At 64.2% G+C, this 26875-nt stretch carries 27 protein-coding genes; 15 read left to right on the forward strand and 12 right to left on the reverse strand.

Annotation, left to right across the window (positions count from 1 at the left end; translation table 11 throughout):
* The 4 genes from FJ222_04405 to FJ222_04420 form a co-directional block, all read right to left on the reverse strand.
* On the reverse strand, positions 1–909 hold a 909-nt coding region (locus FJ222_04405; GenBank protein MBM4163666.1), incomplete at its 3' end, for a 2,3-bisphosphoglycerate-independent phosphoglycerate mutase.
* 96 nt (positions 910–1005) lie between these two features.
* On the reverse strand, positions 1006–2364 hold the full coding sequence (locus tag FJ222_04410) for a UDPGP type 1 family protein (protein ID MBM4163667.1): 1359 nt from the start codon (positions 2362–2364) through the stop codon (positions 1006–1008).
* Between the two features lie 40 nt (positions 2365–2404).
* A protein-coding gene (locus FJ222_04415) for a peptide chain release factor 2 (GenBank protein MBM4163668.1) occupies positions 2405–3536 on the reverse strand; the annotation gives its coding sequence in 2 pieces (ribosomal slippage) (positions 2405–3457 and positions 3459–3536; 1131 coding nt in all).
* 368 nt (positions 3537–3904) lie between these two features.
* Positions 3905–5011 (reverse strand): transposase, encoded by a 1107-nt coding sequence (locus FJ222_04420; protein MBM4163669.1) that lies wholly within the window; start codon positions 5009–5011, stop codon positions 3905–3907.
* 413 nt (positions 5012–5424) lie between these two features.
* Here FJ222_04420 and fabD point away from each other — a divergent pair, with 413 nt between their 5' ends.
* The 4 genes from fabD (at position 5425) to FJ222_04440 (ending at position 8053) form a co-directional block, all read left to right on the forward strand.
* The gene (gene fabD / locus FJ222_04425) at positions 5425–6345 is read left to right on the forward strand and encodes an ACP S-malonyltransferase (GenBank protein MBM4163670.1); all 921 of its coding nucleotides are present in this window, start codon (positions 5425–5427) and stop codon (positions 6343–6345) included.
* A gap of 52 nt (positions 6346–6397) precedes the next feature.
* A complete protein-coding gene (gene fabG, locus FJ222_04430; protein MBM4163671.1) occupies positions 6398–7141 on the forward strand; it encodes a 3-oxoacyl-[acyl-carrier-protein] reductase in 744 nt (247 codons plus the stop codon).
* Between the two features lie 60 nt (positions 7142–7201).
* Positions 7202–7450 (forward strand): acyl carrier protein, encoded by a 249-nt coding sequence (gene acpP / locus FJ222_04435; protein ID MBM4163672.1) that lies wholly within the window; start codon positions 7202–7204, stop codon positions 7448–7450.
* Positions 7451–7573: 123 nt separating this feature from the next.
* Complete coding sequence (locus FJ222_04440) at positions 7574–8053, forward strand: phosphatidylglycerophosphatase A (protein ID MBM4163673.1); 480 nt, start codon at positions 7574–7576, stop codon at positions 8051–8053.
* Here FJ222_04440 and FJ222_04445 read toward each other — a convergent pair.
* From FJ222_04445 to FJ222_04455, 3 genes are read right to left on the reverse strand one after another with little or no spacing between them, the layout of a single operon-like run.
* Positions 8016–9653 (reverse strand): HAMP domain-containing histidine kinase, encoded by a 1638-nt coding sequence (locus FJ222_04445; protein ID MBM4163674.1) that lies wholly within the window; start codon positions 9651–9653, stop codon positions 8016–8018. The genes FJ222_04440 and FJ222_04445 overlap by 38 nt on opposite strands.
* The gene (gene def / locus FJ222_04450; protein MBM4163675.1) at positions 9650–10192 is read right to left on the reverse strand and encodes a peptide deformylase; all 543 of its coding nucleotides are present in this window, start codon (positions 10190–10192) and stop codon (positions 9650–9652) included. The genes FJ222_04445 and def overlap by 4 nt, the downstream gene beginning before the upstream one ends.
* A 47-nt stretch (positions 10193–10239) precedes the next feature.
* Positions 10240–11193: a hypothetical protein gene (locus tag FJ222_04455; GenBank protein MBM4163676.1), complete on the reverse strand. Its 954-nt coding sequence runs from the start codon at positions 11191–11193 to the stop codon at positions 10240–10242.
* Between the two features lie 180 nt (positions 11194–11373).
* Between FJ222_04455 and FJ222_04460 the strand changes: the two genes are divergently transcribed.
* Genes FJ222_04460 through FJ222_04470 form a run of 3 tightly spaced genes read left to right on the forward strand, consistent with a single transcriptional unit; the run spans position 11374 to position 13062 of the window.
* On the forward strand, positions 11374–11700 hold the full coding sequence (locus FJ222_04460) for a hypothetical protein (protein ID MBM4163677.1): 327 nt from the start codon (positions 11374–11376) through the stop codon (positions 11698–11700).
* Between the two features lie 5 nt (positions 11701–11705).
* A complete protein-coding gene (recR, locus tag FJ222_04465; GenBank protein MBM4163678.1) occupies positions 11706–12305 on the forward strand; it encodes a recombination protein RecR in 600 nt (199 codons plus the stop codon).
* Positions 12306–12309: 4 nt separating this feature from the next.
* Positions 12310–13062, forward strand: coding sequence for a YggS family pyridoxal phosphate-dependent enzyme (locus FJ222_04470; GenBank protein MBM4163679.1), 753 nt, complete (start codon positions 12310–12312; stop codon positions 13060–13062).
* Positions 13063–13090: 28 nt separating this feature from the next.
* Here the strand turns inward: FJ222_04470 and FJ222_04475 are convergent, their stop codons facing one another.
* The gene (locus FJ222_04475) at positions 13091–14002 is read right to left on the reverse strand and encodes an HAD family hydrolase (protein ID MBM4163680.1); all 912 of its coding nucleotides are present in this window, start codon (positions 14000–14002) and stop codon (positions 13091–13093) included.
* Positions 14003–14338: 336 nt separating this feature from the next.
* On the opposite strand from FJ222_04475, the gene FJ222_04480 reads away from it, so the two are divergent.
* The 8 genes from FJ222_04480 to FJ222_04515 all read left to right on the forward strand — a co-directional run bounded on the left by FJ222_04480 (position 14339) and on the right by FJ222_04515 (position 20226).
* Positions 14339–14824: a dCMP deaminase family protein gene (locus FJ222_04480; protein ID MBM4163681.1), complete on the forward strand. Its 486-nt coding sequence runs from the start codon at positions 14339–14341 to the stop codon at positions 14822–14824.
* Between the two features lie 16 nt (positions 14825–14840).
* Positions 14841–16067: a galactokinase gene (galK, locus tag FJ222_04485; protein MBM4163682.1), complete on the forward strand. Its 1227-nt coding sequence runs from the start codon at positions 14841–14843 to the stop codon at positions 16065–16067.
* A 111-nt stretch (positions 16068–16178) separates the two neighbouring features.
* Positions 16179–16763: a septum formation protein Maf gene (gene maf, locus FJ222_04490; protein ID MBM4163683.1), complete on the forward strand. Its 585-nt coding sequence runs from the start codon at positions 16179–16181 to the stop codon at positions 16761–16763.
* A 13-nt stretch (positions 16764–16776) separates the two neighbouring features.
* Positions 16777–17604 (forward strand): TatD family deoxyribonuclease, encoded by an 828-nt coding sequence (locus tag FJ222_04495; GenBank protein MBM4163684.1) that lies wholly within the window; start codon positions 16777–16779, stop codon positions 17602–17604.
* 306 nt (positions 17605–17910) lie between these two features.
* Positions 17911–18270 (forward strand): response regulator, encoded by a 360-nt coding sequence (locus FJ222_04500; GenBank protein ID MBM4163685.1) that lies wholly within the window; start codon positions 17911–17913, stop codon positions 18268–18270.
* Between the two features lie 43 nt (positions 18271–18313).
* Positions 18314–19069, forward strand: coding sequence for a hypothetical protein (locus FJ222_04505; GenBank protein ID MBM4163686.1), 756 nt, complete (start codon positions 18314–18316; stop codon positions 19067–19069).
* A complete protein-coding gene (locus FJ222_04510; GenBank protein MBM4163687.1) occupies positions 19066–19410 on the forward strand; it encodes a hypothetical protein in 345 nt (114 codons plus the stop codon). The genes FJ222_04505 and FJ222_04510 overlap by 4 nt, the downstream gene beginning before the upstream one ends.
* Before the next feature lie 6 nt (positions 19411–19416).
* Positions 19417–20226 carry a tRNA threonylcarbamoyladenosine dehydratase gene (locus FJ222_04515; protein MBM4163688.1) on the forward strand — a complete coding sequence of 270 codons (810 nt, stop codon included), beginning with the start codon at positions 19417–19419 and terminating at the stop codon, positions 20224–20226.
* A 21-nt stretch (positions 20227–20247) separates the two neighbouring features.
* On the opposite strand, the gene FJ222_04520 is transcribed toward FJ222_04515, so the two are convergent.
* The 4 genes from FJ222_04520 to FJ222_04535 all read right to left on the reverse strand — a co-directional run bounded on the left by FJ222_04520 (position 20248) and on the right by FJ222_04535 (position 26857).
* On the reverse strand, positions 20248–21714 hold the full coding sequence (locus FJ222_04520; GenBank protein MBM4163689.1) for a phospholipase: 1467 nt from the start codon (positions 21712–21714) through the stop codon (positions 20248–20250).
* 258 nt (positions 21715–21972) lie between these two features.
* The gene (locus FJ222_04525) at positions 21973–22929 is read right to left on the reverse strand and encodes a hypothetical protein (protein MBM4163690.1); all 957 of its coding nucleotides are present in this window, start codon (positions 22927–22929) and stop codon (positions 21973–21975) included.
* Between the two features lie 346 nt (positions 22930–23275).
* The gene (locus tag FJ222_04530; protein MBM4163691.1) at positions 23276–25258 is read right to left on the reverse strand and encodes a 1,4-alpha-glucan-branching enzyme; all 1983 of its coding nucleotides are present in this window, start codon (positions 25256–25258) and stop codon (positions 23276–23278) included.
* Between the two features lie 60 nt (positions 25259–25318).
* The gene (locus tag FJ222_04535) at positions 25319–26857 is read right to left on the reverse strand and encodes a glycosyltransferase (GenBank protein MBM4163692.1); all 1539 of its coding nucleotides are present in this window, start codon (positions 26855–26857) and stop codon (positions 25319–25321) included.
* Positions 26858–26875: the final 18 nt, after the last annotated feature.

Consider the following 26875-nt stretch of genomic DNA (forward strand, 5'->3'; position numbering starts at 1 on the left):
GTACTCGGTGAATTCGTCCCAGTAGCGGGTGAAGCCGAGATAGGCGACCCGGGGGCGCGCCTTGCGTTTCCCCGCATAGCCGTCCAGCACGAAGGCCTGCGTGAGCTGGATGGCGCGGTCCTGCCGGTAGTTCGTGTGCATCACCGCGTCGCCGTCGCCCATGCCGGCATAGTCGCCGATCACGCAGCAGGGGATGTATTCGTCGCCCATCTCCTGGCCGTCCGGCGTGCGGTCGGCCGCATACGACGTGCGCACCGCCTCGACGGCCGAAGCCTCGCGCCGCCCCTCGGCGCAGACCAGGCAGTGGTAGGCCGTGTCGGTGAGCGCCCAGTTCTTGGAGCGGTCCATGGCGTAGTAGCGCCCCATCACCGTGCCGATGCGGCAGTGGCCGACCGCCGCCATTTCGATCTCCAGCCGGCCGAGGTATTCCAGCGTGCTCCGCGGCGGGGTGTCGCGCCCGTCCAAAAAGGGATGGATCACGATCTCGCCCTGCGGGAACTCCTCGCGCGCGCGGCGCATGATCTTGAAGAGATGCTCCTGATGAGCATGCACCCCCTCGTCCTGCAGTAGCCCCAGCAGGTGCAGCCGGCTTTTGTTCTTCCGCCACTGGGCCATCAGCGCCTGCCACTTCTCCGCGCGGAACAGCTCGCCCGTGCTCAGGCCGTCGTCAATCCGCTTCAGCTCCTGGATGACCACCCGCCCCGCCCCCATGTTGAGGTGCCCCACCTCGCTCGACCCCTGATATCCCTCGGGCAGCCCCACCGCCTCGCCACTGCACGCCAGCCGTGTCCACGGGTAGCGCGTGCGATACCGGTCGATGTTCGGCGTTTGCGCCGCAAACACCGCATTGCCCAGCTCGCGGGGATTGAGCCCCCATCCGTCACGAATAATGATAGCTACCGGTCTCATCTGTTCCTCCCCATTTCAGCTTTCAGCATTTCAGCATTTCAGCTTTCAGCTTTCAGCATTTCAGCGTTTCAGCTTTTCTCTTCAGCTTTCAGCATTTCAGCATTTCAGCATTTCAGCTTTTCTCCCCAGCTCTTCCGCGTCCAGCGCATACGCCGGATCGATCTCCAGCGGCAGCGCCGACCCGCCCGCTGCGGCGGGCGCGAGGGTCACGCCCGCCGCCGCGAACCAGCGCGCCCATTTGGCCTGCAGGTCGCGGCGGCAGGTTTCCGGCGAGTCGGGGCCGGAGGCATTTTTCACCGGTGAAAATTCATCGGCGCGATCAAAGGCCAAATTGACCACCCGCTTCGCGTCGGGCAGCACGTCGAAGATGAATTTCTCGAACTTGTAACCGGTGTTGGCCGTCGGCTTGACCACCGTGCCGTCATCGGCGCAGAACGGGATCTTCTTGTGCGCCAGATGCAGGGGCAGGGGACGGAGCGCCTCCTGTCTGAGGAAGGGGAGGCTGAAAACATGGATCGCCACGCTGCCATAGTTGAAGACCAGCCCGCCGTCGGGCGTGCGCCGATGCTTCTGCTCGTCGGTCAGCTCGGAGTATTCGACCATCTCGCAGCGGCCGTCGCGCATCACCACCACACCCAGACCCTCCTGCGGCTCGCGCTTGGCGCAGACCTTGATCGAAATGTCGGCGTGTTCCAGCAGGTGGAGCCCGATGAACGCCGGATCGGCGACCTCCACCAGCGGATTGTCGACCTGGAAATAAAAGACCGTGGTCAGGCCGCGGCGTTCCATGTCGGCCAGCCCGCCGCTCGCCGCCAGCGCCGAAAGCGTGCCGCCGTGGCCGTCGGGGCTCATGAAGATGTGGCCGGGCGCATCCAAAATGATCCGGCCGGAGGCGTCGAGCGCGGGCCACATCCCCTGCATGAAGAAAAAGACATCCTCGCGCGCCAGGCCGAAAAAGCCCTGCTCCTCGAAATGCGCGCGCGTCGCCGCGTCGTTGGTGTCGCTCGTCAGGATGTAGAAGGGCACCCGCACGCCGTGCCGCCGCGACAGCGCGAGCACCTTGCGCGCGTGATAGTGGAAGAGCGTCGCGCCGCTCGCCGGCCCGATCACATACGCGCCCTTCGGGCCGTCGTAGCCGAGGCGCGAGCCTTGTCCGCCCGCCACCAGCAGCACGCCGACGCGCCCCGCGCGCAGCTCGGCCTCGCCCCGCGCCACGGCCGCCGCCCGCGCCGCCGTGTCGAGCGTCACCACGTCGGCCGGCTGCGGCGCGCCCGCCGCCCCCGCGCCGCCGCCCGCCGCCAGCATCTCCCGCATCCGGGCGATGCTCTCAAAATCGAGCGTGGCGATCTGCGCGAGCAGCGCCTCGCGCGCCGCCCCATCCAGCCGATCCCAGAAGCGGAGCACATGCCCCTGCCCGTGATGATGCAAAACCTCTGTGGCGTGTTCAAACGTCATGCGTCTCTCCTGTTCATGCGGTAATCCCGCGACCCGGCGGTCACCCCGCCTGCTTCGTCGCGTTCAGGCGCAACATCGCGTCAATAAAGGGCTGCAGCGCGCCGTCCAGCACCGCCTGCACGTTCGATGTCTGCTCGTCCGTCCGGTGATCCTTGACCATCGTGTACGGCTGGAGCACGTAGGAGCGGATCTGGCTGCCCCAGGCGATTTCGCCCTTCTCGCCGTAAAACCGCTCCATCTCCTGGCGCTGCTGGTCGGCCTGCAGCTCGTAGAGCTTGGCCTTGAGGATGCTCATCGCCCGCGCCCGGTTTTTGTGCTGCGAGCGCTCGTTCTGGCAGGCCACGACGATGCCGGTCGGGAGGTGGGTCAGCCGGACCGCCGAGTCGGTCTTGTTCACATGCTGACCGCCCGAACCGCCGGAGCGGTAGGTGTCGACCCGCAGATCATCCTCGTTGACCTCCACGTCGGCGTCGTCTTCCAGCTCGGCGATCACATCGAGCGAGCAGAACGAGGTGTGACGGCGCTTGGCCGAGTCGAACGGACTGATCCGCACCAGCCGGTGGATGCCCCGTTCGCCCTTGAGATACCCGTAAGCATAGGCCCCCCGCACCGCGAAGGTGATCGATTTGAGCCCCGCCTCCTCGCCCGCCTGACTGTCCATGACCTCGAGCTCGTAGCCGTTGTCCTCGCAATACCTGCGGTACATGCGGAACAGCATGTCGGCCCAGTCACAGGATTCGGTGCCGCCGGCGCCGGAATGAATCGTGAGAAAGGCGTTGCTGGCGTCGAGCTTGCCGCCCAGGAGCGACTGCATCCGCAGTTTCCTGAAGATCGCTTCGCCGCGGGCCGCGGCGTCGGCCGCCTCCTGCACCGCCTGGTCGCGCGCCGCCTCATCCGGCTCGGCACGCGCCAGATCCATCAGCAGCGCGGCATCCTCGATCGCCAGGCACAGCCCGTCAAACGGCTTGACGAACGCCCGTTCGCGGTTGGTTTTGCCGATCACATCCCGCGCCGCCGCGGCATTGTTCCAGAATTCCGGGACCGCGGCCTGAGCCTCCAGCTCGTTTAAACGTTCGCGACGGTTGGCAATGTCAAAGATAACCTCGCATCTCTACCAGTCCCTCGCGCAACTGGTCGAGGCGCGTCATCACGTCCTCGATGGCAATAGCCATGTTAAAAAATCCTTTCACCCGCCCGGTCTGGAGCCCCGCCCGCGCGGTCTCATCATACCGATCAAGGGGCTAAAGTGCGTATTGTCGCACATGACCGGCCTTAGAGGCAAGAAAGCAAACGCCCTTTTCTCTGCTTCCCATATCACGTCTTATTGGGTGAGGCTCTTGCAAAACCCCCCGGACGCTGCGCCTGACGGCTTGCGTCCGAGAGGTTTTGTAAGATTTTTTGCTGAAGCGGCGGGTCCGACGCTAAACAAACGGACTCGACAGGGCCATCGTTGCGGGTTTCGGCCGTTTTCGGGCAGGCGCCGCCGTCCTCGCCCTGTCGCGGGCGGGTTTGCCGAGGTCGGAGTCCGACTCGATCAGGTTCAGGCGAGCATTCTGAGCATCTGCTCGGCGGCGATGACCAGCAAGCCGAAGGCCAGGTGTGCCGCCACCTTGACCGGGCCGCGCACGCGGACATGCCGTCCACCGTGTTCCTCATGCAGATGGCTGTTGACCCGCTCGACGGCCGTGCGCTCGTTGTAGCGCCGCGACTCTGCCGGGGAAAACTCGATCTTTTCTCCCCGCCGCGCATTGTGGTCAATGATGGCCACGTGCCCCAGCCGCGCGGACATCTCGCGAATTTCCTTGGCGTCGTACGCGGCGTCGGCCAAGTCATAGAGGTTGATGATGCGTTCGGCGGTCATCTGCGCCAAGGGAATGGCGACCTGGCTGTCATGCAGGCTGGCGGAGGTGAGGATGAAGCTGACCGGGATATCGCCGTCGATCACGTCCAGATGGGCCTTGTACCCACGCCAGCATTCGGTCTTGTCTTGGCTGTTTTTCTTGCAGCCCCAGTCGCAAACTGTTGGCAAATCGGCCAGATTCGCCTTCAAATCGCGTTCGAGTTGACGTTGCATCCGGGTGGGTTCCGGTGGCTGAGCGGGAGGTTCGTCCTTGCGGCGGCGGCCGCGTTTGAGATCGGCATTCGCCTTCGGCTTGGCCGCAGCCTTCTCGCGGGCGTGAATCGCGGTGGCGTCGCGGCTGACGTGTCCGGCGAGCTTCTCACCATAGTGCGTCTTGAGCATGGCCTCGTGAATCTGCTGCGGCCGGTCGTCGCGGGCGAAGGCGTCGAACGCGCGCGAAAAGGTTGCCTCAGAGGGCACCTCGCCAAGTGACTCCCAGCCGCACAACCGACGCAGGGCCGGACGGTGGCGGATGGCGTCGATCAGGTCGCGGGTGGTGGCGAAGTTCCACACGGCTTTGGCGATGTACGCCTTGCACAGCGTTAACCGATCACTGGGCGGACAGCCGTTGCCGCACCATCGGTAGGTCGCGATGTGATCTTGCGGAGCGCACAGTTCGCAGACGGCCACGAACTGCCGATGCTTGTCGTCGAGCGCTCCGATTTCGTCCTCCAGCACTGGGAAGAGCCATAACTGGATGCTGCTCCACAACTGGCCCATTGGGTTTTGCTGTCGCGTGTTCTGCATGCGCAAGTCTCCTTTCTGCGTGTCCACACCCGTTCTTTTGAGTGACGGATAAGTTATAACATATTGCGCAGCAAAAAGATACAACTATTTTAATAAAAAATGGGGGGGGGTAGACAAATGCCTTGGAATGTGCGACACTACTCTTGTTCGTTGTGGGCGTGGTATGCTGCCGCGCAGAAAACGATGGGGCATTGGTTGGAAAGTCAGACGAGTCCACGTTGGGCGACGCGGCTCTTCAACTTACAAAACGCCCCGCGACGCAAGCCGTCAGGCGCAGCGTTGCGGGGGGTTTTGCAAGAGCCTCATTATCAAGCGTCTCTTTTGTCGAATCAGGTTTTGCGCGGTCTCGGGGCATTCCGTGCGGGAATGCCGCACGTGCGGGATCGGGCGTGTTTAGCGAAGGAGTTTAAGACGTGGGTAAAGCGAGCGTTTTTTCGGGGCAGGGCGCGCAATACGTTGGCATGGGCAGGGATCTGGCCGCTGCAGACGGGGCGATTCTCTCGATTTTTGACCGTGCGAACGAGGTGCTGGGCTTTGATCTGAAGTCCCGGTGTTTCGATGGGCCGATCGAGGCTTTGACGCAGTCCAACGTCTGTCAGCCGGCGATTTTTGTGGTCAGCGTGGCCTGCCTCCGCGCGTATCAGGCCCGGTTTCCGGAGGCCCGGTTTGATCTGACGGCCGGGCTGAGTCTGGGCGAGTGGACGGCGCTGCACGCAGCGGGTGTCCTGGGCTTTGACGAGACGCTGCGGGTGCTGGAAGCGCGCGGGCGCTTCATGCAGGAGGCCTGCGGCGCGCGCGAGGGCGGCATGGTGAGCATCATGGGCGCCACGGCCGATCAGCTCGACGCCCTCTGCAGCGCGACCGGCGTGACCCAGGCCAATATCAATTCGGAATCCCAGGTGGTGCTTTCCGGCGCCAAGGCGGGCATCGCCGATGCGGCCAGACTGGCAGGCGAGATGAAGCTTAAGGCGGTGCCTCTGGCGGTGGCCGGGGCGTTTCATTCGCCGTTGATGGCTCCGGCGCGCGAGCAACTGGCCGGCTTCCTGAAGACGGTGCCGTTCGGGACGCCCCGGATGACGGTGCTGTCGAATGTGACGGGGCAGCCGCACCCGGCGGACGGCGAAGCGATCAAGGCGCTCATGCTGCGGCAGGTGACCGAGTCGGTGCGGCTGCTCGATTGCGTGCGCACGGCGCGCGCGGCGGGCGTCGCCGATTTCACTGAATTCGGCCCGGGGAAGGTGCTCTCGGGGCTGATCAAGCGGATTGACAAGCAGTTCGCTGTGGCGAACATCCAGGACGTGCCGTCGCTCGACGCCTTGACGCCGCCGGCCTGAGCCGCACGCCGGACGAAGATCACAGGATTCACCCACAACAAAGGAACACACTATGGGACGGTTTGATGGAAAGATCGCGCTGGTTACGGGCGCGGGGCGGGGTATTGGACGCATCATCGCTGAGACGCTCGCGCGGGATGGCGCCGATCTGGTGCTCTGCGATGTGATGCCGGAGCCGCTGGAGGAGTGTGCCGCGTCTATCACCGCCCTTGGACGCAAGGTGTTGACGGTGGTGACCGACGTGGGCAACAAGGACTCGGTTGAAGCGTGCGTGGCGCGCGCGGTGGAGACTTTCGGCCGGATCGACATTCTGGTCAACAACGCCGGGATCACCCGGGACAAGCTGTTGATCCGGATGAGCGACGAGGACTGGGATCTGGTTCTGCAGATCAATCTGAAGGGCGCGTTCCTGTTCTCGCGGGCTGCGGCCCGGCTGATGATGAAGCAGCGTTCGGGGGTGATGATTCAAATCGCCTCCATTATTGGCTTGATCGGGAACGCCGGTCAGTGCAATTATGCTGCCTCAAAAGCTGGCCTCATCGCCATGACGAAGTCACTGGCGAAGGAGCTGGGATCACGGGGTGTCCGCGTGAACGCGGTCGCGCCGGGGTTTATTGTCTCGAAGATGACAGACGCCCTTCCGACGGAAGTGCGTGATCAAATGCTGGCCAACACGCCACTGGGGCGCTTCGGCGCACCGGAGGATGTGGCGAATGCGGTGGCGTTTCTCGCATCGGATGACGCGTCCTACGTGACGGGTCAGGTTCTGAGCGTGAACGGTGGAATGTCAATGTGACAAAGCGCGGCGGGAACGATCCTGTCGCGATAAACGGACGAGTGCGAGGAGAATGATATCATGGCCAACAAATTGGAAGAACGGGTCAAGGCAATCATCGTCGAGCAATTGGGCGTCAATGCCGAGCAGGTCACACCCGAGGCGTCGTTCATTGACGATCTCGGCGCCGACTCGCTGGACACTGTGGAACTGATCATGGCGTTCGAAGAGGAGTTCGGGGCGGAGATCCCGGATGAGGACGCCGAGAAGCTGACCTCCGTCGGCAAGGTGATCGCGTATCTCGCCGGCAAAGGCTTCGACAAGGAATAATCGAGCCTGTCACTGCGACAAACCGGGGGACCGTTCGACGGAACCCCGGTTTTTTTGTTTTCTGGGTGCGGAGCCAGGCGACGCACGCGTCACACGGGTCTGGCGTTCAAGCGGATGTGAACCATGCGAATGAATGAGCGGCTGATTGTGGCGGTGGCCACGGGTTTCGGATTCGGTTACGCGCCTGTGGCGTCGGGGACGATCGGCACGCTGGTCGCGTTGCCGATCGTTTGGTGGGCGGCTGGTTTTCACGAGCAGTGGTGGTGGCAGGCCGCGCTGGCGGCGGGGCTGACGCTGCTGGCGGTTCCGATCTGCGATGCCGCCGAGAAGATCTTCGGCACGAAGGACGATGGGCGCATCGTGGCCGATGAGTGGATGTTGTTTCCCATCTGCCTGATCGGGCTCCCCGTGCGAGAGCACGGGCTCATCCTGCTGCCGCTCTGTTTCGTTGTTGCGCGCGTCTGCGACATTATCAAACCGCCGCCCGCGCGAAGGCTCGAGCGTGTGCCCGGCGGCGCCGGCATCGTGCTCGACGACCTGGTCGCCTCGCTCTATGCCCTGGCCGTCAACCACCTGACGTGGGAATGGATCCGCCCAGGCTGATCAGCGTGCGGCCGGAAAACGCCCAGAGGACGCGTCCGGCGAGATCCGCCTCGTTCCACGGCACCGGCAGCACCGGTATGGCCAGTCGGCGCAGCATCTCTCGGCAGGGCTTCGAGATCTCATCGCGCGACATCACCAGCACGGGCGTCCGCTGAGTCTGCGGATCGTTTCGCAGCTTGAGCAGCGTCTCGGAATTCGGATCCTGTCCGCAGCAGCATTCGAACACCAGCATGTCGGCCGCCTGCGTGGCGCACAGGCGCAGCGCGTCGTCCAGGGAGCGGGCGCTGTGGACGCGGTACCCGCGGTTCGCGAGTTGCCCCTCCAGCATCAGCGCCACATCTGCGGTCATGCAGAAAATCGCCACGGCGGGGGCGGCGGCCAGAGGCAGACGGATGGTCACGGCCGTGCCGCAGTCCGATCCAGGAACCGGGCTGGCCACGTGCAACGAGCCCCCGTGCAACTCGACGATCTCGCGCGAAATCGCGAGCCCCAGTCCCGATCCGGTCACATGGTCGCCGACCCGGAAATACCGCTGCGTGACCCGTGCCAGCGCATCCGGCGGAATTCCCACCCCGGTGTCGGAAACGGTGATCAGCGCAAACCCGGAATCCGCCGGGTCGCGTGCGAGCGAAACCGTGATTTGCCCGCCATCGTCGCCGCAGAATTTGACCGCATTGCCGACGACGTTGATCATGACCCGCTCGATCTTTTGGGCGTCGCACGTGCAAAACAGCTCAGCCGGCGGCATGTCGACCCGCATCCGAATATGCTTGGCGTCGGCTTGGACCCGCAGGGTCTCCACGCCAGCCTGAATCAGCGTCGTGCAGGGTGCCCGCGCCAGGGTCAGGGTGAGGGTTTTCGTTTCCACCTGGCGCAGGTCGAGGATGTCGTTCACCGTCGTCAGCAGCCGTTTGCAGTCCGATCCGAGCCGTTCGAGGTACATCACAGCCCGTTCGGGGAGCGGCCCCACGACGCCCCGGAGCATGTTGTTGACGGCGTAGATCATCGAGGTCAGGGGGGTGCGCAGCTCATGGGAGACGTTCGAGACAAATTCCATCCGAGCCCGATCATGCGCCTGCAGGCGTTCGACCGCTTTCTCAAGCGCCTCCTGGTCCCGCTTGCGTTCCGTGATATTGCGCACGAAGAAGCAGAGCTGGTGCCCCTCCTCGTCGAGATTCAGGCTGTTGACCGCGATCTCGGCCGTGAACGAGGTCCCATCCGTCCGCAGGCAGATGGCCTCGATGAGCGTGTATTTGTGGCTCAACAGGTTGGAGTGGATGGTGTCGACCAGCGCTTCGCCCGCTCCGGAGAGCAGATTCCACACCGGGAGTCCCAGCAGCCGATCCTCGTCGGCGAGGAAGAAATCGGCGGCGCGGCCGTTGAAATCGATCACCCGGCCATAGCGGTTGGTGATCAGCACGGCGTCGTAGACACTCTCCAACAGCAGATCGTAAGGGGTGTCGCGATCCAACCGGTCATGCCGTTTCGCCGAGAAGGCGGTGGTCGTCACCGTGTCGGACCGCCGCGTCGCCCGGCGTGGACCCGGCGCCGCCACCGCCGCGAGGTCGATGCGCATGGTTCGTGCCGCCTGCTTGCTCATGCGTGCTGAGCCTCTCGTTTGAGGCGCCTGAGCTTGCCGGCGACGGCGAGTTTCTGAACCTGCGACATGCGGTCGACCAGCAGGACGCCGTTGAGGTGGTCAATCTCATGCATCAGGGCCCGGGCGAGGAGCCCCTGCACGGTGAGGGTCTGGCGTGACGCGTCAAGCGCCAGGAAGGTGACGGTCACCTGGTTGGGGCGGGAGATGAGGGCGTTGATATCGGGGAAGCTCAGGCATCCCTCGTTGTTCCGCTGGCTCCCCTCGGTGGCGAGGACCTCGGGATTGACAAGCACGATCGGCATGGGGATCGCGGCGTTGAAGGCGCGACACATCGGCTTCTCGGCGTCGGGGGGAATGTCGATGACGCACACCGCCTCTTCGCGGCCAATCTGCGCCGCAGCGAGACCGACGCCGCTGGCTTGGTGCATGGTTTCGATCATGTCGGCGGCGAGCCGCCGTATTTCATCGGTGATGGCCGGAACAGTCCGGGCTGCCCGGCGCAGAGCGGCGTTGCCAAAGGTGATGATCGGATGAGTCATGACGGCGGCCCTTTTCTGAAGGAAACGCGTTTTCACGTGAGGTCGTTTCAAGGCTTGGGCAGAACGATCCGCCACGGGATCGGTTCTTCCGCATGCTTCCCCGGGATGCCCACCGTGAGACGGTCACCCGATGACTGGTAAGCCTGAGCGACCGCTTCCGGAGGCTGTTCGATCATTTTCCGGGTGACCGCCGGAGCGGCGGCGGCCGGCAGGGGCGCCGACGCACTGACCGTCGACGGGGGTGCGGGTGCCGGGAGGGTCGGGATCGGCGGCGGCGATTCGGCGACGGGAGGCGGATTCAGATGCTCGACCGCTGAGCGCGGGACGAGCGGGCCGATGCTGGATGGCCACGCGGGCTGTGCACGAAGCGCCTCATTCTCTTTTTGAATCGCGGCCAGCGTGGCCTTGATCTCGTCCAGGGCCGACGATTGCGGAACCGCCGTCACGGGTTCCGGGACGGGCGACTGGGCGGCGGCCAGCCTGGCGGTGACCCGTGCTTCGATGATGCGTTCCAGAGCGGCGGGGTCGATCGCCGGCGATGCGTCGGGCTCGGGTCTGGCGCCCGCAGCCAGCCGGGCCGCGATCTGTTCCTCGATGGCCCGAGCCAGAGCGGCGGGGTCGGTGGCAGCGGGAATCGGCGCTGCCGGCGCCGTGCGCTGATCGATCAGAACCGAAAACAGCTTGTCATTCTTGGCCGACAGGTCGCCATAGATCGAGACGCCGATGGCGATCAATCCGACCATGACCACGATCAAAAGGACGGCGAAAAAGGCGGACAGGAGGATCAGCCGCTGGCGCGCGCGCTGCCGTTCGGTCTCCAGATAGTCTTGAAACGCCTTGAGTACCGGGAACGAGTCGGGGGTGGCGTGGAGTGCGGCGTTGTGAATCGAGACCAGGGCGCCCGGTTGCTCCGGCAGGCCGGCGTACGACGGGTCGAAGGCGGGTGTCGGCGCGCCTGCCGAACCGGTGACCGTTTGCTTGGGCGGGATGTTCGAGGTCATGTCTGTTTCCATGCGATAACGCAATCCGGATAAAGAACGGCGAGCATCATACCGCTAATTCGTCCGTGAAACAAGCGTAGGAATTGCAATTCGTCCGCGCGTTGTGTATGCTCTCCCGCGTCCATTACCGGGCGACCCCGTTGGGTCGCCTATTCACGAACCGTTAGCAAGAGGATTCCCATGGCCAATATGCTCGAACAGGTCAAGCAGGCGATGCAGATGCGCAAAGAGGCGAAGCGTCTTCAGGCAGAGGTTGAAAAGATCACCTTTGAATACACCAACGCCGGCATCTCCTGCGTGGCGCGCGGCGACTTCTCGATCCTCTCGATCAAGATCACCCCCGAGGCGCTGAAGGAGGTGGCCGCCGGCAAGCCGGAGCGCTTTGAGACCATGCTTCACACCGTGGTCAACGCCGCGCTCAAGGGGGTGCGCAAGCAGACGCAGGAGGCGATGAGCAAGCTGATGAAGGATTCGGGGATGGCCGGCATGTTCGGGGGCCTGGGCTGAACGCCATGATCGGTCCGCTGGACAATCTGGTGCGGAGCCTGGCGCGGCTGCCCGGGCTTGGACGCCGCTCGGCGGAGCGGGCGGCGCTGGCGCTTGTCCGGAGGCCGGAACATCTGCTCGACGAGCTGAGCGCCGCGCTGGCCGCCGCTCGTGAACGGGTGCGCTGCTGCGATGTCTGTGGCGGCTTCACCACCACCGACGTCAATCCGTGCCCGCTCTGCACGGGCTCGGGGCGGGATCCCGAAATCCTCTGCGTGGTCGAGGAGCCGGGCGACATCCTCGCGATCGAGCGCTCGGGCGGCTTTCGCGGCCGCTACCACGCGCTGCTGGGCAAGCTATCGCCGGCGCGGATGACCGGCCCGGCCGAGCTCCGCATTCAGGCACTCCTGGACCGTGTTCAGACCGGGGGCGTGCGCGAGGTGGTTCTGGCCCTCAGCACCGATCTCGATGGCGACACCACCGCCGGCTATCTCGCCGAACGGCTGCGCGCCCGTGGCGTGCGGGTGACGCGCCTGGCTTTCGGCCTTCCCGCCGATAGCGGCGTCGGCTATTCGGACCCGCTCACCCTCAAGCGGGCGCTTGGGGGGCGCCAGGAGGTGGCGTAAGCGTATGGACGAAAACACGTCGGACAGCATTGCGACAATTTTACAACAGATCCGGGAGCGGATCGCGCGCGCCTGCGAACAGTCGGGGCGGAGCCCGGACGAGGTCGAGGTGATCGGGGTCACCAAAACGTTCGGTCCCGAGGTGGTTGCCGAGGCGTGGGCGGCCGGCATCCGCCGTTTTGGCGAGAACCGCGTGCAGGAGGCGGCCTTCAAGATTCCCCAGTGCGTCACCGGTCCCGACTGGCACCTGATTGGCCACCTGCAGCGGAACAAGATCCGGCCCGCCCTGGGGGTCTTCTCAACGATCCACTCGGTCGACTCGGCCCGGCTCGTCGAACAGCTTGACGACGCCGCCGATGAGGCGGGCGTGCGCCCCGACATTCTGCTGGAGGTGAATGTCTCGGGCGAGGCGAGCAAGTTCGGCATCAAGCCCGACGCGGTGGCGCAGGTGGTGGAGCGCGCGCTGGCGTGCCGCGCGCTGACGCTGGTCGGATTGATGACGCTCGCGCCGTTCTGCCCGGACCCCGATCAGACGCGCCCGTTTTTCGCCAGGCTGCGTGAGCTGCGTGATCGGCTGGCGCGTGATTTCGCGATCGGCCTGCCCCGTCTGTCCATGGGGATGTCCAACGATTTTGAAGCGGCGGTTCGCGAAGGCGCCACGTGGATTCGCATCGGCTCGCTGCTCTTCGGCCACCGCCCCACGATGAAGCAGAACCTGCGGCAGCAGATGGCCGCTGACGGCGTCTGGGACGAGTGAGGCGCGTGCACAACCCCCTCCGCCGCGCTCAGCAGCGCGAGGCGGGGCTCTGCCAGGGCGGCGTGTCGGGAAGGGCGTCGAGGAATGCGCGGGTGAGATCCCCGGCATAGGCGCCTGCGTAGGTTCCGGCGAGAAAGCGGTCGAAGGATTCATCGTGGAACCGGCACCAGGAGGCGTCTTCGCGGCCGGGGAGGATCGGATAAAAGAGGACGCTCGCTTCGGTTGCCGCAGCAAGGTCGCCCGGCGCATCCCCAATCAGGAGCACGCGGCCGGGCTGGTAGCGGCCATCGGTGGCGAGCCGGATCTGGCGGGCCTTGGAGCCGACCTCCTGACCGGTGATCGCGGCAACCCGATCGGCGATGCCGTGGTGGTGCCACTCCTTGAGCAGGGCCTCTTCGGGGGTTTGCGACACCACGATCGCGTCACAGGCGCGTGCAATCCGGTCCAGACTCTTGAGCGCCCACGGGAAGGGCGGCGTCGGCGCCATCCGGGTGTCAATGTCGGCATTGACCGCGAGGCTCCACTCCAGCACGCGCGTCAGGTCCGGGTCGCCGCTGCGGGCAACCTCGGCGTGCAGCGACGGGTTGCCAAGCGGCAGTCCCGACTGGCAGTACGCCCGCAGCGCCCCGGTGCGCGGTAGCGGCACGCCGGATGCGCGGACGACGTCCCACGTTTCGAGCAGCTCAAAGGTCAGCAGGAGATTGGTAAACCGGTTCTGGCCGCGCGTTTTCGAGCCGATATTCACGAACTCGGCGGCGGCGCGCACCTGTGCCTCGATGCGCTCCAGCCCCCAGAACGAGCAGATGAGGGGATGAAAATGGTTCTTCTGCTTCACATCCATGGTGTCGAACACACAACCGTCGGAATCCACCCCCACGAAGGCGTCGTGAGCGGGACGGAGGGCAATGAGGTCGGCGGCTGTTGTGCGACGAAGATCCATGGCGACACTCCCAATTCATTTCCACGCATTCCAGGGCGACTTCGGCGACTGCTCCGACGAGCCGCAGAAGCGATCATGCGTTGATCTTCTTCATGTAACCCCTGGATGACGCACCTCGCGGGAGGTGAATCAAAAGAGTAAATATAGGTTATTTGGAACGTGATTACGAGCCTGATTGCAATACCCCCCAGCCCCGCACGCCCAATGAGAATTCGCTAACCTTTTACACCGCCGACCAGCAATTTGGATCCCGATATTGACGACCATAATTGGAATTGCTGACCTCCGACGAACTTCCCTTGCCGTCTGACCGCGAGACAGGCTAAACTATGCGGCATGACAACTCCTGCAGACACCTCCGCCGACACCCGTCCCGACTGGGACACCTATTTCATGGACATCGCCCGCGTGGTCTCCAGCCGCGGAAACTGCAGCCGCCGCAAGGTGGGTGCCGTGGCAGTCTCGGATCACCGCATCATCTCCACCGGCTACAATGGCACCCCGCGCGGCATCCGCAACTGTTGCGAGGGCGGCTGCGCCCGCTGCGCCTCGAATGCCCCATCGGGTTCGGCGCTCGCTGAATGCGTCTGCTCCCATGCCGAGGAGAATGCGATCACGCAGGCGGCTTACCACGGTGTCCGCACCAAGGATGCCATCCTCTATGTCACCATCAGCCCCTGCCTGACGTGCGCCAAGATGATCATCAACGCGGGCATCCGGGAAGTGGTCTACGGCGGGAACTACGCCTTCAACGAGCAGACACGGGCGCTTTTCGCCGAGGCGGGCGTTGCCTGCCGCTCGCACGCCCCAACCGGTTCGTAGCCAGTCATCGGATGGAATGTTTGATTTCGGCGTCATCCATCGTTCACCCCCAACGCTCCCCAGCACTATGAAAAACAAAGCCATCTATGACGAGCTGTTGCGTCGCTACCGCGCGCATTTCAACCGCGATCCCGAGGTGGTGGCCTATGCCCCCGGGCGGATTGAGGTGATCGGAAACCACACGGACTACAACGAGGGTTTTGTCTGTTCAGCCGCCATCAACTTCGGCACCTTTTTTGCGGCGGCCCGCCGCGACACCGGGGCGTGCCGGCTGGTGGCGGGCGACCTGATGAAGGAGGTCGCCTTTGACGCGTCTTGCGCCGCGCCGTCGACCGGCGACACCTGGTCGAATTATGTCAAGGGGGTGCTCGCCGGCTTGCGCGAGCGGGCGGCTGTCCCGTGCGGGTTTGACGGCCTGTTTCTCGGCAACATCCCGCTCGGAGCGGGCCTCTCGTCGTCCGCCGCCCTGGAGATCTCCTCGGGTCTGGCGCTGGCCCGGCTCTATGGCAGGACGATTGACCGGCTTGATCTGGCCAAGATCGGCCAAGCCGCGGAGCATCGGTTTGCCGGCGTCAAGTGCGGGCTCCTCGACCAGATATCCTCCCTTTTCGGCGCGGAGGAGATGCTGGTCGAGACCGATTTCCGAACCTTCGCCGTGAAGAACGTCCCGCTGGGTGAGGATGCCTGCTTCCTGATGTGCAACACCCACGCTCGGCATGCGCTGGTTGACGGCGAGTACAACCGTCGCCGGGCGGCCTGCGAGGAGGCGCGCGACCATTTTGCCAGGGTCTTGCCGCATCCGGTGCGGGCGCTGCGAGACGTGTCCATGGAGGAGTGGCGGACGCATCGCTGCGGATTGGACGACGGGGTGGCGCGCCGCGCCGCGCATCCGATCGGCGAGAACGAGCGGGTGCTGGCTGCGGCGGATGCGCTGGCGACAGGCGACCTCGTTCGCTTCGGTCAGCTCATGTTCGAATCGCACGAAAGCTCGCGGGTGAATTTTGAGAACTCCTGTCCCGAGCTGGACTGCCTCGTTGCGGCTGCGCGCAAGATCCCCGGCGTGATGGGCGCGCGCCTCTCCGGCGGCGGATTTGGCGGTAGCGTGGTCGTCCTCGTCCATCCGAGAGACGCCGAGACAGCGGGTGCGGCCCTGGCCAACGCCTATGCCGCAGCCTTCGGCAAACCGTGCGATGTGCGCCTGATCCGCCCCAGCGCCGGGGCGTCGGTTGTGAGGGCGGGGTGAGCGGGTGGGGGAGGGGAATGCGGCGGCCCGGCCGGCTTTCCGATTGTCCCGCGTGTGAGAGACGGGAACGGGGGATCCGGGTGAGCACCCCGGGGTGAGCAAGCGGAGCGTATGAAGACGCGTATGCCAATGGTTCTCGGATCGGCGTCGCCGCGGCGGCATAAGCTGCTGCGGGGGCTGGGACTTGATTTCGAGGTGGTCGTCGCGGACACCGAGGAGATCCATGACGCGGCCGATCCGGTGGGCACTGTCGTGCACAACGCCGTGACGAAACACACCGCCTGCCGCACGCTGCGTCCCGATGCCTGCCTCCTTACGGCCGATACGCTGGTCTGGTTTGACGGACGGCTCATCGGCAAGCCCCGCGACTTGGGAGAGGCGGCTGAATTTCTGCGGGCCTTCTCCGGCCGCACGCAAACCGTTTACACGGCCGTCGTCCTCTCGCTGCCGGGAACGGCCCCGGACATCCGGGTCGAGGCCTCGGCCGTTCATTTCAAGGAACTGGACGATGAGACGATCCAGCGCTACCTGCTTCGCACCCGACCGCTCGACCGGGCTGGCGCCTACGACATTGACGAGAACGGGGATTTGCTGATTCACGGCCATGCCGGTTCCTATGCCAACATCATGGGACTGCCGATCGAAGCCGTGCGGGATTGGCTCACCGCCCGCCAGTTCCTGACCCCTGATCCCTGATCCGTAGAGCGCCATGTTTGATGCCCACACACACATTCAGGATCCGCGCCTCGCCGCATGCCGCGCCGCCGCGTTGGATGCCGCCTGCCGGGCCGGGGTTTCGGGACTTTGCTGCTGCGCAACCGCGCCGGATGACTGGGACGCAGTTGCTGCGCTGGTGTGCGACCGTCCGTTGATCCTTCCCGCCTGGGGCGTCCATCCGTGGCAGGCAGGCGATCTTCCCGCTGGGTGGGATGACCGCCTCGGCGCGCTGCTTCATGCCCATCCGGAGGCAGCGGTGGGCGAGTGCGGTCTCGACGGCATTCGGGCCGAGCCAGTGCCCGGCATCCAGCGCGCGGTGTTGCAGCGTCAACTGGAACTGGCGGCCGCCTGTGGCCGGCCTGTCGTGCTCCATGGCGCGCGTGCATGGGGCGCGTTGATTGCGGCGGTCAAACCCTTCGCCGGCCGCATCCCCGCGCTTGTGGCCCACAGTTTCGGCGGCTCGCGCGACATTTTGCGTGACTGGCTGGCCCTCGGTGGTTTTGTCTCGTTCTCCGGAACGCTCTGCAATGCCGCCGCAACCCGCGTCCGCGCTGCTGCCGCCGCAACCCCGGCCGACCGCCTCCTCGTCGAAACCGACAGCCCCGATCTGTTTCCGCAAGGAGGCGTCCTCTGTCCCGGCTGTGCCGTCCCGGCCGTTGCCGCCGACACGGGGCCCAATCATCCCGCCAATCTGGCCGTCGTGCTCGCCGCCCTTGCCGCAATCCGCGGCGTCGCAACCGACGAACTCGCCAGCCTCACCGAACGGAATGCGCGTCGCGCATTCGGACGCTCTACGCACCCCCTGAACCGGATACCCTGAACCGATCCGATGGAAAACGACGTCAGGCAACCCGCGAAAGCGGTCGCACGTGTCATCGGCTCGCCAAGGCTGAAGAAAGGATAAATGAAAAAATCGTGACTGACCCATACTTGATTTTTTTCCCGCTTGACGCCGATGAAATAATCGCTATCCTTCCCGGCGTGAACGATTGGGTAATACCCGCTTTTATAACAATTTAGCCGTCGTGTCCCCTGTGACGTTCGATGCTCAAGTTTACCAGCGCCTTTCTGCTTCGTTTCACGTTGGCGCCCGGTCGGACGATGAGGACAGCAAGGAGTTTCTGAGATGGGAACGGTTCTAATCATTGATGATGAAAGTGTCATACGCGATTATTTAGCGACCCTGATTCGCCGTCTGGGACACGAACCCGTCACCGCGGCAACCGCCATGGCCGGACTCGAGAAGCTGGCGGATCCCGATTGCCAGCTTGTGATCGCGGACATCTTTCTTCCCGATTCGCCGCCGCCCGAGATTTGGATACAGCAACTCGCCCAGACTGCGGCCGGGCGCATGGTCGTGCTCATCTCGGGCGCGCCGTCGCAAGAGCTGAATGAATGCGCAACCGCCTCTGGCATCACCACGTTTCTGAGCAAACCGTTTGAGTTGACGTTTATTCGCCGCATCCTGCAAACCGCATTCAACTAAAAGCATGGCCTGATGACTCGCAACCGTGTTTGGCGAGGGGTTCATGAATACGAAAACCCGGCTTGGCATACCTTTCTTTGACGACGTGTTCGGCGGCGTCTACCGCGGCTGGCAGACGTTGTGTCACGGCCGTGCCGGGAGCGGCAAGTCCATCTTCGGGATGCACTTCATTAATCAGGCGCTTGTCGAGGGCGACCGCGCCCTGCTTCTGTCGGAAAACCGTGTGGCCGACACGCTCAAGATGTCGGAGCGGTTCGGCATGCCGTTCGCCGCAGCCATGGCATCCGACCAGCTCACGCTGCTGGAGTATGGCGCGTTTATCACCGATAAAGTCGCCAGCAGCCATATCATGCTCCCCCCGCAGGCGTTCGATGAGCTTCAGGACATGATCGAGCTTCAGTCAATCCGGCGTGTGGTCCTGGATACCGTCCTCCCCTGGGTGGCGATCCAGCCGGTCTCGCATCTGGAGGATCATATTTATTCGTTCATCCACGCCCTTGACCGGATCGGCGTTACGGTCCTGATGACGCTACCCAAACCGGTTTCCCATGACGCCTTGATTCTGAAAAACCATCTCGAGGATCTGTGTTCGGTCTCGATCAACCTCGATCATGTGAATCAGTCGGAGCGCTGCCTGAGTGTCATCAAGTATATCGGTCAGGCGAATAACCTGTCGAGGCCGATCGCGTGTGCCATTCAGGACGGCCACGGATTTGTGCGCGCGTCGCCAGACACTTCCGAACTCACTCTCGCCAGCGCGAGCCCGCCCGAAAACCGCTCATCCCGAGAGGTCTCATGACCCTAGCCGGAACCTTTCCGATTCTCAAAATCAGCGTCGGCGTCGGCCTGCTGATCTTAGTTGTTGCGGCTGTCGCCTGCTATAGAATCCTGTCCCGCCGCCGGCGACCATCGCGGGAGGTTCTCGTCCAGGACGAGGCACCCCAAATAGTCAATCGACCGATCCCTGCGCCCTCTCCGGCCGCCAAGCTTTCCGCCGTAACCCCGCAACCGGAAACCCAGCCGGTGCCGGTCGGGCCTGAACCCGCCAAACCCCCCGCCGTCAGCGCCTTCCGGCAGGTCGCGCCGAAATCAGCGGACGGACGGCATCCTGTTCGGGAGGCCGATTATGTGTGGGAGTGAACGCGGGTGAAAGGACCCTCGCCGCGATCCGCCCTCTTTCATCGCACGGAGCTGTTGCTGGGCCGGTCGGTCCTGGAGCAGTTGGCCAGCACCCGTGTCATTCTCTTCGGCGTCGGTGGCGTTGGCAGTTGGTGCGCCGAAGCCTTGGTCCGAACGGGCATCCAACATCTGACCCTCGTCGATAATGACGTGATCTGCGCGACCAATGTCAATCGTCAGATTCAGGCAACCGCCGCGAATGTCGGACAGGTCAAGGTTCATGAGCTGCTAACCCGGCTGGTGTCCCTCAATCCGCAAGCTGCGATCGAGGCTCGGGCGGAGATCTACTCCGCCGAAACCCGCGACAGGTTCACCTTGAACGCCTATGATTATGTGATTGACGCCATCGACAGTCTGGCGTGCAAGATCGATCTGTTGGCCACGGCCATGACCGCCGGACCCCGCGTCTACTCCTCCATGGGCGCCGCCTGCAAGCTGGACCCCGCCCAAATTCGCGTCGCGTCCATTTGGAAGACCTCGGGATGCGCCTTGGCCCGCGCGGTACGGCGGGGGTTGCGCCAACGCCAGGTTTCGGGGGATTGCCTCTGTCTCTTCAGCGAAGAACACTTCCCCAACCGGGGCGAAGAATCGGCCTGTGGCACAGGAAATTGCCTCTGTTCGGAAATCGGGCGAGACGGGGCGAAGAGCGATGTCTGGTGCGGCCAGAAGGCCCGGATCAACGGTTCGCTTGTGCACATCACCGGCATCTTCGGCTTCCACCTGGCTGGCCTGGTGGTGCAGGACGTGCTCCGGCGAGTGGATGGCGGGGGCGAGTAGCGATGGGTCTCCCCATTTCTTCTACCAGGTGCAGAGACCTGTGGCCTCCTGGATGCGGTAGCGGAACACGCGCCAGCGGGAGTCATCCCGAAACGCTTTATAGCCGGTCGTGAAAACGCGGCCGTCGGCGTTCGTCCACAGCCGGTCAACGTAGGCGGCCGCTCCCGTAAGCGCCGGCGCCGCCCCGGGGCCCGAGACCCGCACGTCGGTCTCCAGATTGTAGTCCCGCACGTTCCGGCGGGTGAAGTTGGCCGAACCGGTCAGCAGGTCGGCGGTGCCGTCGCTCTTCTTGACCAGCAGCATCTTGGCGTGCATCTGCTCGCCATGGGTCACCGCCCAGCGGACGGGAACGCCCGCAGCGGCCAGCTCGCGCGCCGCCTGCCGGTTCGGCATCCCGTTCTTCTCCCGGCCGAAGGCGTCTTTGTTCGGGTCGAGCACCACGCGCATCGCCACGCCGCGACGCGCCGCCGCCTTCAGGGCGCGGAGGATCGGCCGGTCGGCGAGATAGAACATTACCAGGTCGAGCGAGTCCCCCTGTCCCGCCGCTCCGATCATGGCTTCGGCCGCGTCGGCGATCGCTTCCTCCGTCACCACCTGTACCCGGACGGCGTTTATCGGCGCGGGGTCCGCCCACGCGCCGGCCGGGTCGGCCGGTGCCGCGCCCGACAACGAAACCCGGCTGCCGCTCATGTTCAGGACCGCCTGCTCGGACTCCAGGACCGACCGCGCGGCCGGACCGTTGAAGACGACTCCAACGTTTGAGTGGACGCTGCTGCCGTCGTGGGGGTTGGCCGACGTGACCAGGGCGTACAGCTCGCCGCCCGCGTCGGCGACCACCACCTTGCGGTGGTTGGCCTTGAAGTTGAGCAGCGTCAGCCAGCTTCGCACGGTCACCTTGCCATCGCCGAACGGGTTGGCCACCCAGCCGCCCGTGCTGCTGTTGCCCCACGGTTTGAAGAGCAGCCGCCACACGCCCGACCAAGCCGTGTTGCTGTCGCGCAACCGGTCTAGCCGGGTGACGACGACCTCGACGCCGGCCTCTTGCAGACGCAGCAGGTGGCCGGCTTCGAGTCCGCCGTAGACCGTGTTCACCGGATCGGTGATCAGCACGGCCAGCAAATCCGGAACCGCGCGCTTGCGGGCGATCAGGGCGGAGGATAGTTCCTCGCACAGGTGGCGGTTCGGCGGCGGCCCCGCGCCGATGAACGGGTTGAAGAGAAACATGTCGACCACCGCCAGGTGTTCGGCCCTGCCGATCAGGGCGAAGACCTCGTCGAAAATATGCTGGTCGGTTTGACGCGCGCCCGCGCCGTCGAGGTAGGTCTGGTCGTACAGGAAGCGGACGTCCGAGGCGGGCAGGAGGTCGCTGCTGTAGGAGAGTCCATTGGGCAGGGGCTTCACCGCGTGGTAGCAGCAGCCCGGCGCGGCCGCCAGCCAGGCAACCGCCGCACCGTTTTTCAACAGAACCCGCACTTGGATGCCGGACATGAAACCACTCTCATGAGTTAGAGGCTCTTGCAAACACCGCGCAAAGATGCGCCTGACGGCTGGCTTCGCGCGGCGGTGAAGTTCGATCCCGTCATTCCGGGCGCGACGGTCTCCACCACCCCAGCAATTCTAATCTTTGTTGTTGTGAGAAAAACGAAAAGTTGAAAGCTGATCAACGCCAACAAAGACGCTGGCGCCTCGGGTCTGAAATCTGAACCCTCTGTCTGCACACATCGAAAAGGATGCAAGCACTTCGGTTCATAAGGCCCCCGCGATTTCGGTCAGCAACGCGGCCTTCTCGGCGTCCGGAAGGGAGGACTGTCTCAGTATCCGGGCGATTCCGTCAGGATCGAATTGATCGCCATCGAGCTGCCGCCGGACCTGAGATCCCAGCGAGGTTTCTCCGGATGCGTTCAGTAGGCCCAAGGCGGTGGCGGCGATGACCCGCACGCGCGCAACACCCGGTTCCATATCCCCAAGCCAGGAGATATCGGGAAAAAGCCCTTGATTGGCCTGACCATAGGCCACGTTGCTGAGGAAGTAGGCCTGCGCGGCCGAATTGGCGGGCAGCGCGCGTCCCCATTCCACGGCGGCAGCATAGTCTCTCAGGCCGCTGACAACACCCAGGATCTTGGTTGCGGTGGCCATCTGCTCGAACACCGTCGGGTCGGTGATGGTGCTCATACGGCCGCTGTCGGCATAGCGGAGCAGCACGGCCACGGCATCCTCGATCCGGTCTTGCGCCAGAATGCCCATCGTCTGGGCGATGGCTCGATCATAGGCGGCTTCAGTGAGCGTGGAGTGATTCAGCCAAGAGAAAACCGAGTGTAGGATCCGTTGTTGGCCGGCTTCATCCAGCGGATCCCGGCCATCGGTCCGTGCCTGGAGGGCTTGACGCGCAATCTGCCAGCCGAAGTCGGGTGAAAATTGATTCGAGGAGGCCAGATAGGCGAGTGCAGCCTCCGGACGCAGGCGCACCCAGTGGGCGAGAATGACAGCGAGCATAGCCTGTTGCCCAGCCTCGGGCAGGCGCTGCACCGCCTGGACAGCCGCTTCCGGGTCCTGACGGGCCCAGGCATCGAACAACATGCGGGCCGCATGTGCCTGTTGGTCGGGTGGCAGCGACAAGATATAGGTCAGCGCCTGCTGGAAATCCTTGGCCATGAACGTCCGCAAGGTTTCGGACCAGTGGCGGGCGTCGGTCTGCGTATCCATGCCGCGGGGCGGGGTTACGGGAGGGGGTCCCGGCGGCGTAGCTGAAGCCGCCGCGGCAGGGGAGGCGCGTCCCACATTCCGTTTTTCGGGGGCCGCCGCTGTGTCCGTCTTCGGCGCGACCGGAGACGTCGGGGCAGGCGCAGCCGGCCCGATCGATGGATGCGGCGGGTCCGGGAGAGGGCTTTCATCCGTTTCAATCGTCGCGGATACGCACGGACGCCGCGCCTGGATTGCGTCGACCAGAAAGGCGGAAAGGAGGGGGAGCGCGAGCAGTAAGATGCCCCCTCCGATATATGAAATGAAGGCGCGTAAGGATGGCCATCTCATAGAAGCAATGTCATTTCTCTCACGGATGGGCGAGCAGCAACGCGGTGCGGCAGGGGAGGTAGACCCTCACCAGCAACACGCATTCGGACGCGCGCGTTTCGGTGAGCAGGGGATAAGCCTGATCGGCCGTGATGCGCCCCTGGCCCCCGAAGCGCTGTTCGTCACTGTTCAGAATACCGCGGTATTGCCCGGGGGGCACCCGCACCGGATAGTCGCTCACGGAGCGTGAGCTGTGAAAATTAAACAGAAACAGCAGCGGACCACGCTCCAAGACCAGCACCTTGTCGGCTTCGGAGAGGTGCAGCAGGCGCGGCACGGTCTCGCCCAGGACGCCGGCAGCGGTGATCAGGCGGAGCATCTCGCGGTCAAAATCGCCCAGACAAGAGAATCGCAGCGCCGGATCGTCGCGCAGGTGCCATTGACGCCGGGCGTAGAGATACGAATTGCCGTTGCCCTCGCGGGGGAAGTCAATCCATTCGGGATGGCCGAATTCGTTGCCCATGAAATTGAGGTACCCCGCGCCGGCGGTCGCCAGCGTCGCCAGCCGGGCGAGTTTGTGCAGCGCCACGCCCCGGTCTGCGACCACGCTTGACGCATTGCGGGCCATGCTGTCGTACATCGCCGCGTCCATCAGTTGGAACAGCAGCGTCTTGCCGCCGACCAGCGCCTGATCGTGACTCTCGACGTAGTTCACCGTCTGCTCGTCGGGACGGCGGTTGGTCAGTTCGTGCCACAGGTAGCCGATGCTCCAATCCTCGTCCCGAACGTCCCGCGCCAGCTTGAACCAGCACTCCGGCACGCCCATGGCCATGCGGTAGTCGAACCCGGCGCCACCCTCCGCGACCGGCGCCGCCAGCCCCGGCATCCCGCTCACATCCTCGGCGATCGTGAGCGCATCGGGCCGCACCTCGTGGATCAGCCGGTTGGCCAGGTTGCAGTACAGCCAGGCGTCCTCATCGACGCCCGCGTCAAAATACTGCCCGTAGTCGGTGAAATCCACGCCGAGTCCGTGGTGCATGTAGAGCATGCTCGTGATGCCGTCGAAGCGGAATCCGTCGAAATGGAACTCATCCAGCCAATAGCGGCAGTTGGAGAGGAGAAAATGCAGCACGTCCGTCTTGCCGTAATCGAAGCACCGCGAATCCCACGCATCGTGCCAGCCGCGCAGACCCGAGTGAAAATACTGGCTCGTCGTCCCGTCAAAGCGCGACAGCCCCTCCCGCTCGTTCTTCACCGCGTGCGAATGGACCAGATCCATGACCACCGCCACCCCCGCGCCATGGGCATCGTCAATCAACGCCTTGAGCGCTTCGGGCGTCCCGAAGCGCGAGCTTGAGGCGAAGAAACTCGACACCTGGTAGCCGAACGAGGCGTAATACGGGTGTTCCATGACCGCCATGAGTTGGATCGTGTTATACCCCCCATCGATAATCTTCGGTAACACGTTCTGACGGAAGGCGTCATACGTTCCGATTCCGCAGGTCTCCTGGGCCATGCCGATGTGCGTCTCGTAGATCAAGGGTGCCCGCTGGGGGACTCGGAATGTATGTCTCCACCGATAGGGTTGAGGGGGTTCCCAGACCTGGGCCGTGAAGACATCGCTTGCCGGATCCTGGACCACCCGGCGCGCGTAGGCGGGGATCCGCTCGCCGCGGCCGTCTTCCCATGCCATCTCCAGCCGGTAAAACTGGCCGTGGCGTATCGCGTCGGACGGCAGCCTCGCCTCCCAGACATCCCGCCCCGGCAACCGTGACAGCCGGAAAAAGTCACGGGATTCCCATCCGGAAAAGTCGCCCACCAGCCAGAGCGCCACGGCCTGCGGCGCCCACTCGCGGAAGATCCAGCCGCCATCGGGAGCGCGGTGCAGTCCGTAATATTCATGCGCACAGGCGAACTCGGCCAGCGACCCCGGCTTCTCGGCGAGCAGCCGGGCCAGTCGGGTTGCCGCTTCAGCCCGCCGCCGGATCACGTCGCGATACGGCGTCAGCCAGGGATCATCCAGCAGATGGGCGCGTGTCGGTTGTTGCATCAGGCCTGCTCCGATCACCCGTTTCTGAACGTGTCAAAACTGCACCAGCGGGCGGTGCAGCATTTGCTCGTAAATATCGATGTAGTGCTTGGCGCAGACCGCGTGGTTGAATCGCGACAACCCCTCCCGCATGATCCGGGTGGTCTGAGCGTGGCGCACCTTGTCCGGGAGCGCATGAAACGCCATGGCCTCGTCCATGGCCCACTCGAGTCCGGCGCTATCATAAATCTTGAACGTGAAGCCATTTCCGTGGTCGGCCGCCACATCGAGGTCAGAAACCGTGTCGTGCAATCCGCCGGTGTCGTGTACGACCGGGAGGGTGCCGTAGAGCACCCCGGTCATCTGCGGCAGGCCGCACGGCTCGAAGAGGGAGGGCATCAGCACAAAATCGGATGCCGCCATAGCCAGCCGCGACAGATCCTCGGTGAAGTCGCACACCGCCACCCGGTCATACACGTTGTGCATCCGCACAATATCCCGGAAATGGCACTGATAGACGCCGTTGGCCACGATCGCGACTTGCATCCCCCGTTTGGCGTGCTTCGCCACCATCCGGTGCAAGATCGCCGTCAGCAGTTGCGGTCCCTTCTGGACCGGATCAAGCCGTGAAGGCCACAAAAAGATCGGCGCGTCCGGGTTGGCCGCCAGCCCCACTTTTTTCTGAAAGAGCGCCTTGTTGGCCCGTTTCCCCTGTGCCTGTGTCTCCGGCGTGTATGTGCGGCTGAGCGCCGGGTCGGTCGCCGGGTTGTACGACGCATCGGGCGCATTCAGGATGCCGACAGCACAGCCCGAGTTGCGTTTGTTGATCAGCTCCTGCCGGATTGAGACGGGCACAAAGTCGAACCAGCCGCGGCAGAGTTCTTCAAGGAACGTCGGGCTGACGGTATTGATGAAGTGTGCGGCGAACGCGCCGCTCGCAAGCATGTCAACCGGGTTGCTGTCGCGCGTTTCCTCGTAATTGCGGGGCACGCGGGTGTAGTAGAGATATGGCCAAAATTCCGCCGTGTCGATGCCCATGTCTTCGGCCTGTGACAATCGCACATGATGGGTGTGGATGTTATGGATCGTGAACAGGCAGGGGATTCCCAGTCGGCGCGCGGCGGCGGGGATCAGTCCCGTCATCCAGTCGTTGCAGTGGATCAGGTCTGGTGCAACGGTGGGGATGATGTTGTTGATCACCTCGCGCTGGAAGGCGAGCGCGAGCCGCGGGTTCTCGTTCTGATAATTGCTGTAGACGGCGTCCCGGTAGTAGAAGCAGCGATCTTCGGCAAGGTGGATGCGGCTGTTGGGGAGTCGACTCTTGTACACCCGCAACTCGTCGCTGATCAGGCGCGCCGAATCGACATGAAACATGCGCCGGTAATGCGGCAGCGCCACGTGCACATCGGCACCGGAAGCGAACAGTTCGGCGACGAGCGAAGCCGATACGTCGGCCAGCCCCCCCGCCTTGGCGTTCATCTGGTTGGCCATGTTCCCCATGCCCGCCGGCAGATAGGTGATTTCGGGGGTCACCACCAAGATGCGCGGCTTTCGCGTTGTGCCTCTCGCCGCTTGTTTATTTCGCACCGCCATTCCAATCCTCCCCGCGTT

Source organism: Lentisphaerota bacterium, from assembly GCA_016873675.1.
GTDB lineage: Bacteria > Verrucomicrobiota > Kiritimatiellia > RFP12 > JAAYNR01 > VGWG01.

What these genes read in the sequence shown, in the direction of transcription:
- FJ222_04410 (MBM4163667.1), bottom strand. Translation starts at nt 2,364, where the DNA reads ATGACGTTTGAACACGCCACAGAGGTTTTGCATCATCACGGGCAGGGG.
- FJ222_04420 (MBM4163669.1), bottom strand. Translation starts at nt 5,011, where the DNA reads ATGCAGAACACGCGACAGCAAAACCCAATGGGCCAGTTGTGGAGCAGC.
- fabG (MBM4163671.1), top strand. Translation starts at nt 6,398, where the DNA reads ATGGGACGGTTTGATGGAAAGATCGCGCTGGTTACGGGCGCGGGGCGG.
- acpP (MBM4163672.1), top strand. Translation starts at nt 7,202, where the DNA reads ATGGCCAACAAATTGGAAGAACGGGTCAAGGCAATCATCGTCGAGCAA.
- FJ222_04440 (MBM4163673.1), top strand. Translation starts at nt 7,574, where the DNA reads ATGCGAATGAATGAGCGGCTGATTGTGGCGGTGGCCACGGGTTTCGGA.
- FJ222_04445 (MBM4163674.1), bottom strand. Translation starts at nt 9,653, where the DNA reads ATGAGCAAGCAGGCGGCACGAACCATGCGCATCGACCTCGCGGCGGTG.
- def (MBM4163675.1), bottom strand. Translation starts at nt 10,192, where the DNA reads ATGACTCATCCGATCATCACCTTTGGCAACGCCGCTCTGCGCCGGGCA.
- FJ222_04455 (MBM4163676.1), bottom strand. Translation starts at nt 11,193, where the DNA reads ATGACCTCGAACATCCCGCCCAAGCAAACGGTCACCGGTTCGGCAGGC.
- FJ222_04460 (MBM4163677.1), top strand. Translation starts at nt 11,374, where the DNA reads ATGGCCAATATGCTCGAACAGGTCAAGCAGGCGATGCAGATGCGCAAA.
- recR (MBM4163678.1), top strand. Translation starts at nt 11,706, where the DNA reads ATGATCGGTCCGCTGGACAATCTGGTGCGGAGCCTGGCGCGGCTGCCC.
- FJ222_04470 (MBM4163679.1), top strand. Translation starts at nt 12,310, where the DNA reads ATGGACGAAAACACGTCGGACAGCATTGCGACAATTTTACAACAGATC.
- FJ222_04475 (MBM4163680.1), bottom strand. Translation starts at nt 14,002, where the DNA reads ATGGATCTTCGTCGCACAACAGCCGCCGACCTCATTGCCCTCCGTCCC.
- FJ222_04480 (MBM4163681.1), top strand. Translation starts at nt 14,339, where the DNA reads ATGACAACTCCTGCAGACACCTCCGCCGACACCCGTCCCGACTGGGAC.
- galK (MBM4163682.1), top strand. Translation starts at nt 14,841, where the DNA reads ATGTTTGATTTCGGCGTCATCCATCGTTCACCCCCAACGCTCCCCAGC.
- maf (MBM4163683.1), top strand. Translation starts at nt 16,179, where the DNA reads ATGAAGACGCGTATGCCAATGGTTCTCGGATCGGCGTCGCCGCGGCGG.
- FJ222_04495 (MBM4163684.1), top strand. Translation starts at nt 16,777, where the DNA reads ATGTTTGATGCCCACACACACATTCAGGATCCGCGCCTCGCCGCATGC.
- FJ222_04500 (MBM4163685.1), top strand. Translation starts at nt 17,911, where the DNA reads ATGGGAACGGTTCTAATCATTGATGATGAAAGTGTCATACGCGATTAT.
- FJ222_04505 (MBM4163686.1), top strand. Translation starts at nt 18,314, where the DNA reads ATGAATACGAAAACCCGGCTTGGCATACCTTTCTTTGACGACGTGTTC.
- FJ222_04510 (MBM4163687.1), top strand. Translation starts at nt 19,066, where the DNA reads ATGACCCTAGCCGGAACCTTTCCGATTCTCAAAATCAGCGTCGGCGTC.
- FJ222_04520 (MBM4163689.1), bottom strand. Translation starts at nt 21,714, where the DNA reads ATGTCCGGCATCCAAGTGCGGGTTCTGTTGAAAAACGGTGCGGCGGTT.
- FJ222_04525 (MBM4163690.1), bottom strand. Translation starts at nt 22,929, where the DNA reads ATGGATACGCAGACCGACGCCCGCCACTGGTCCGAAACCTTGCGGACG.
- FJ222_04535 (MBM4163692.1), bottom strand. Translation starts at nt 26,857, where the DNA reads ATGGCGGTGCGAAATAAACAAGCGGCGAGAGGCACAACGCGAAAGCCG.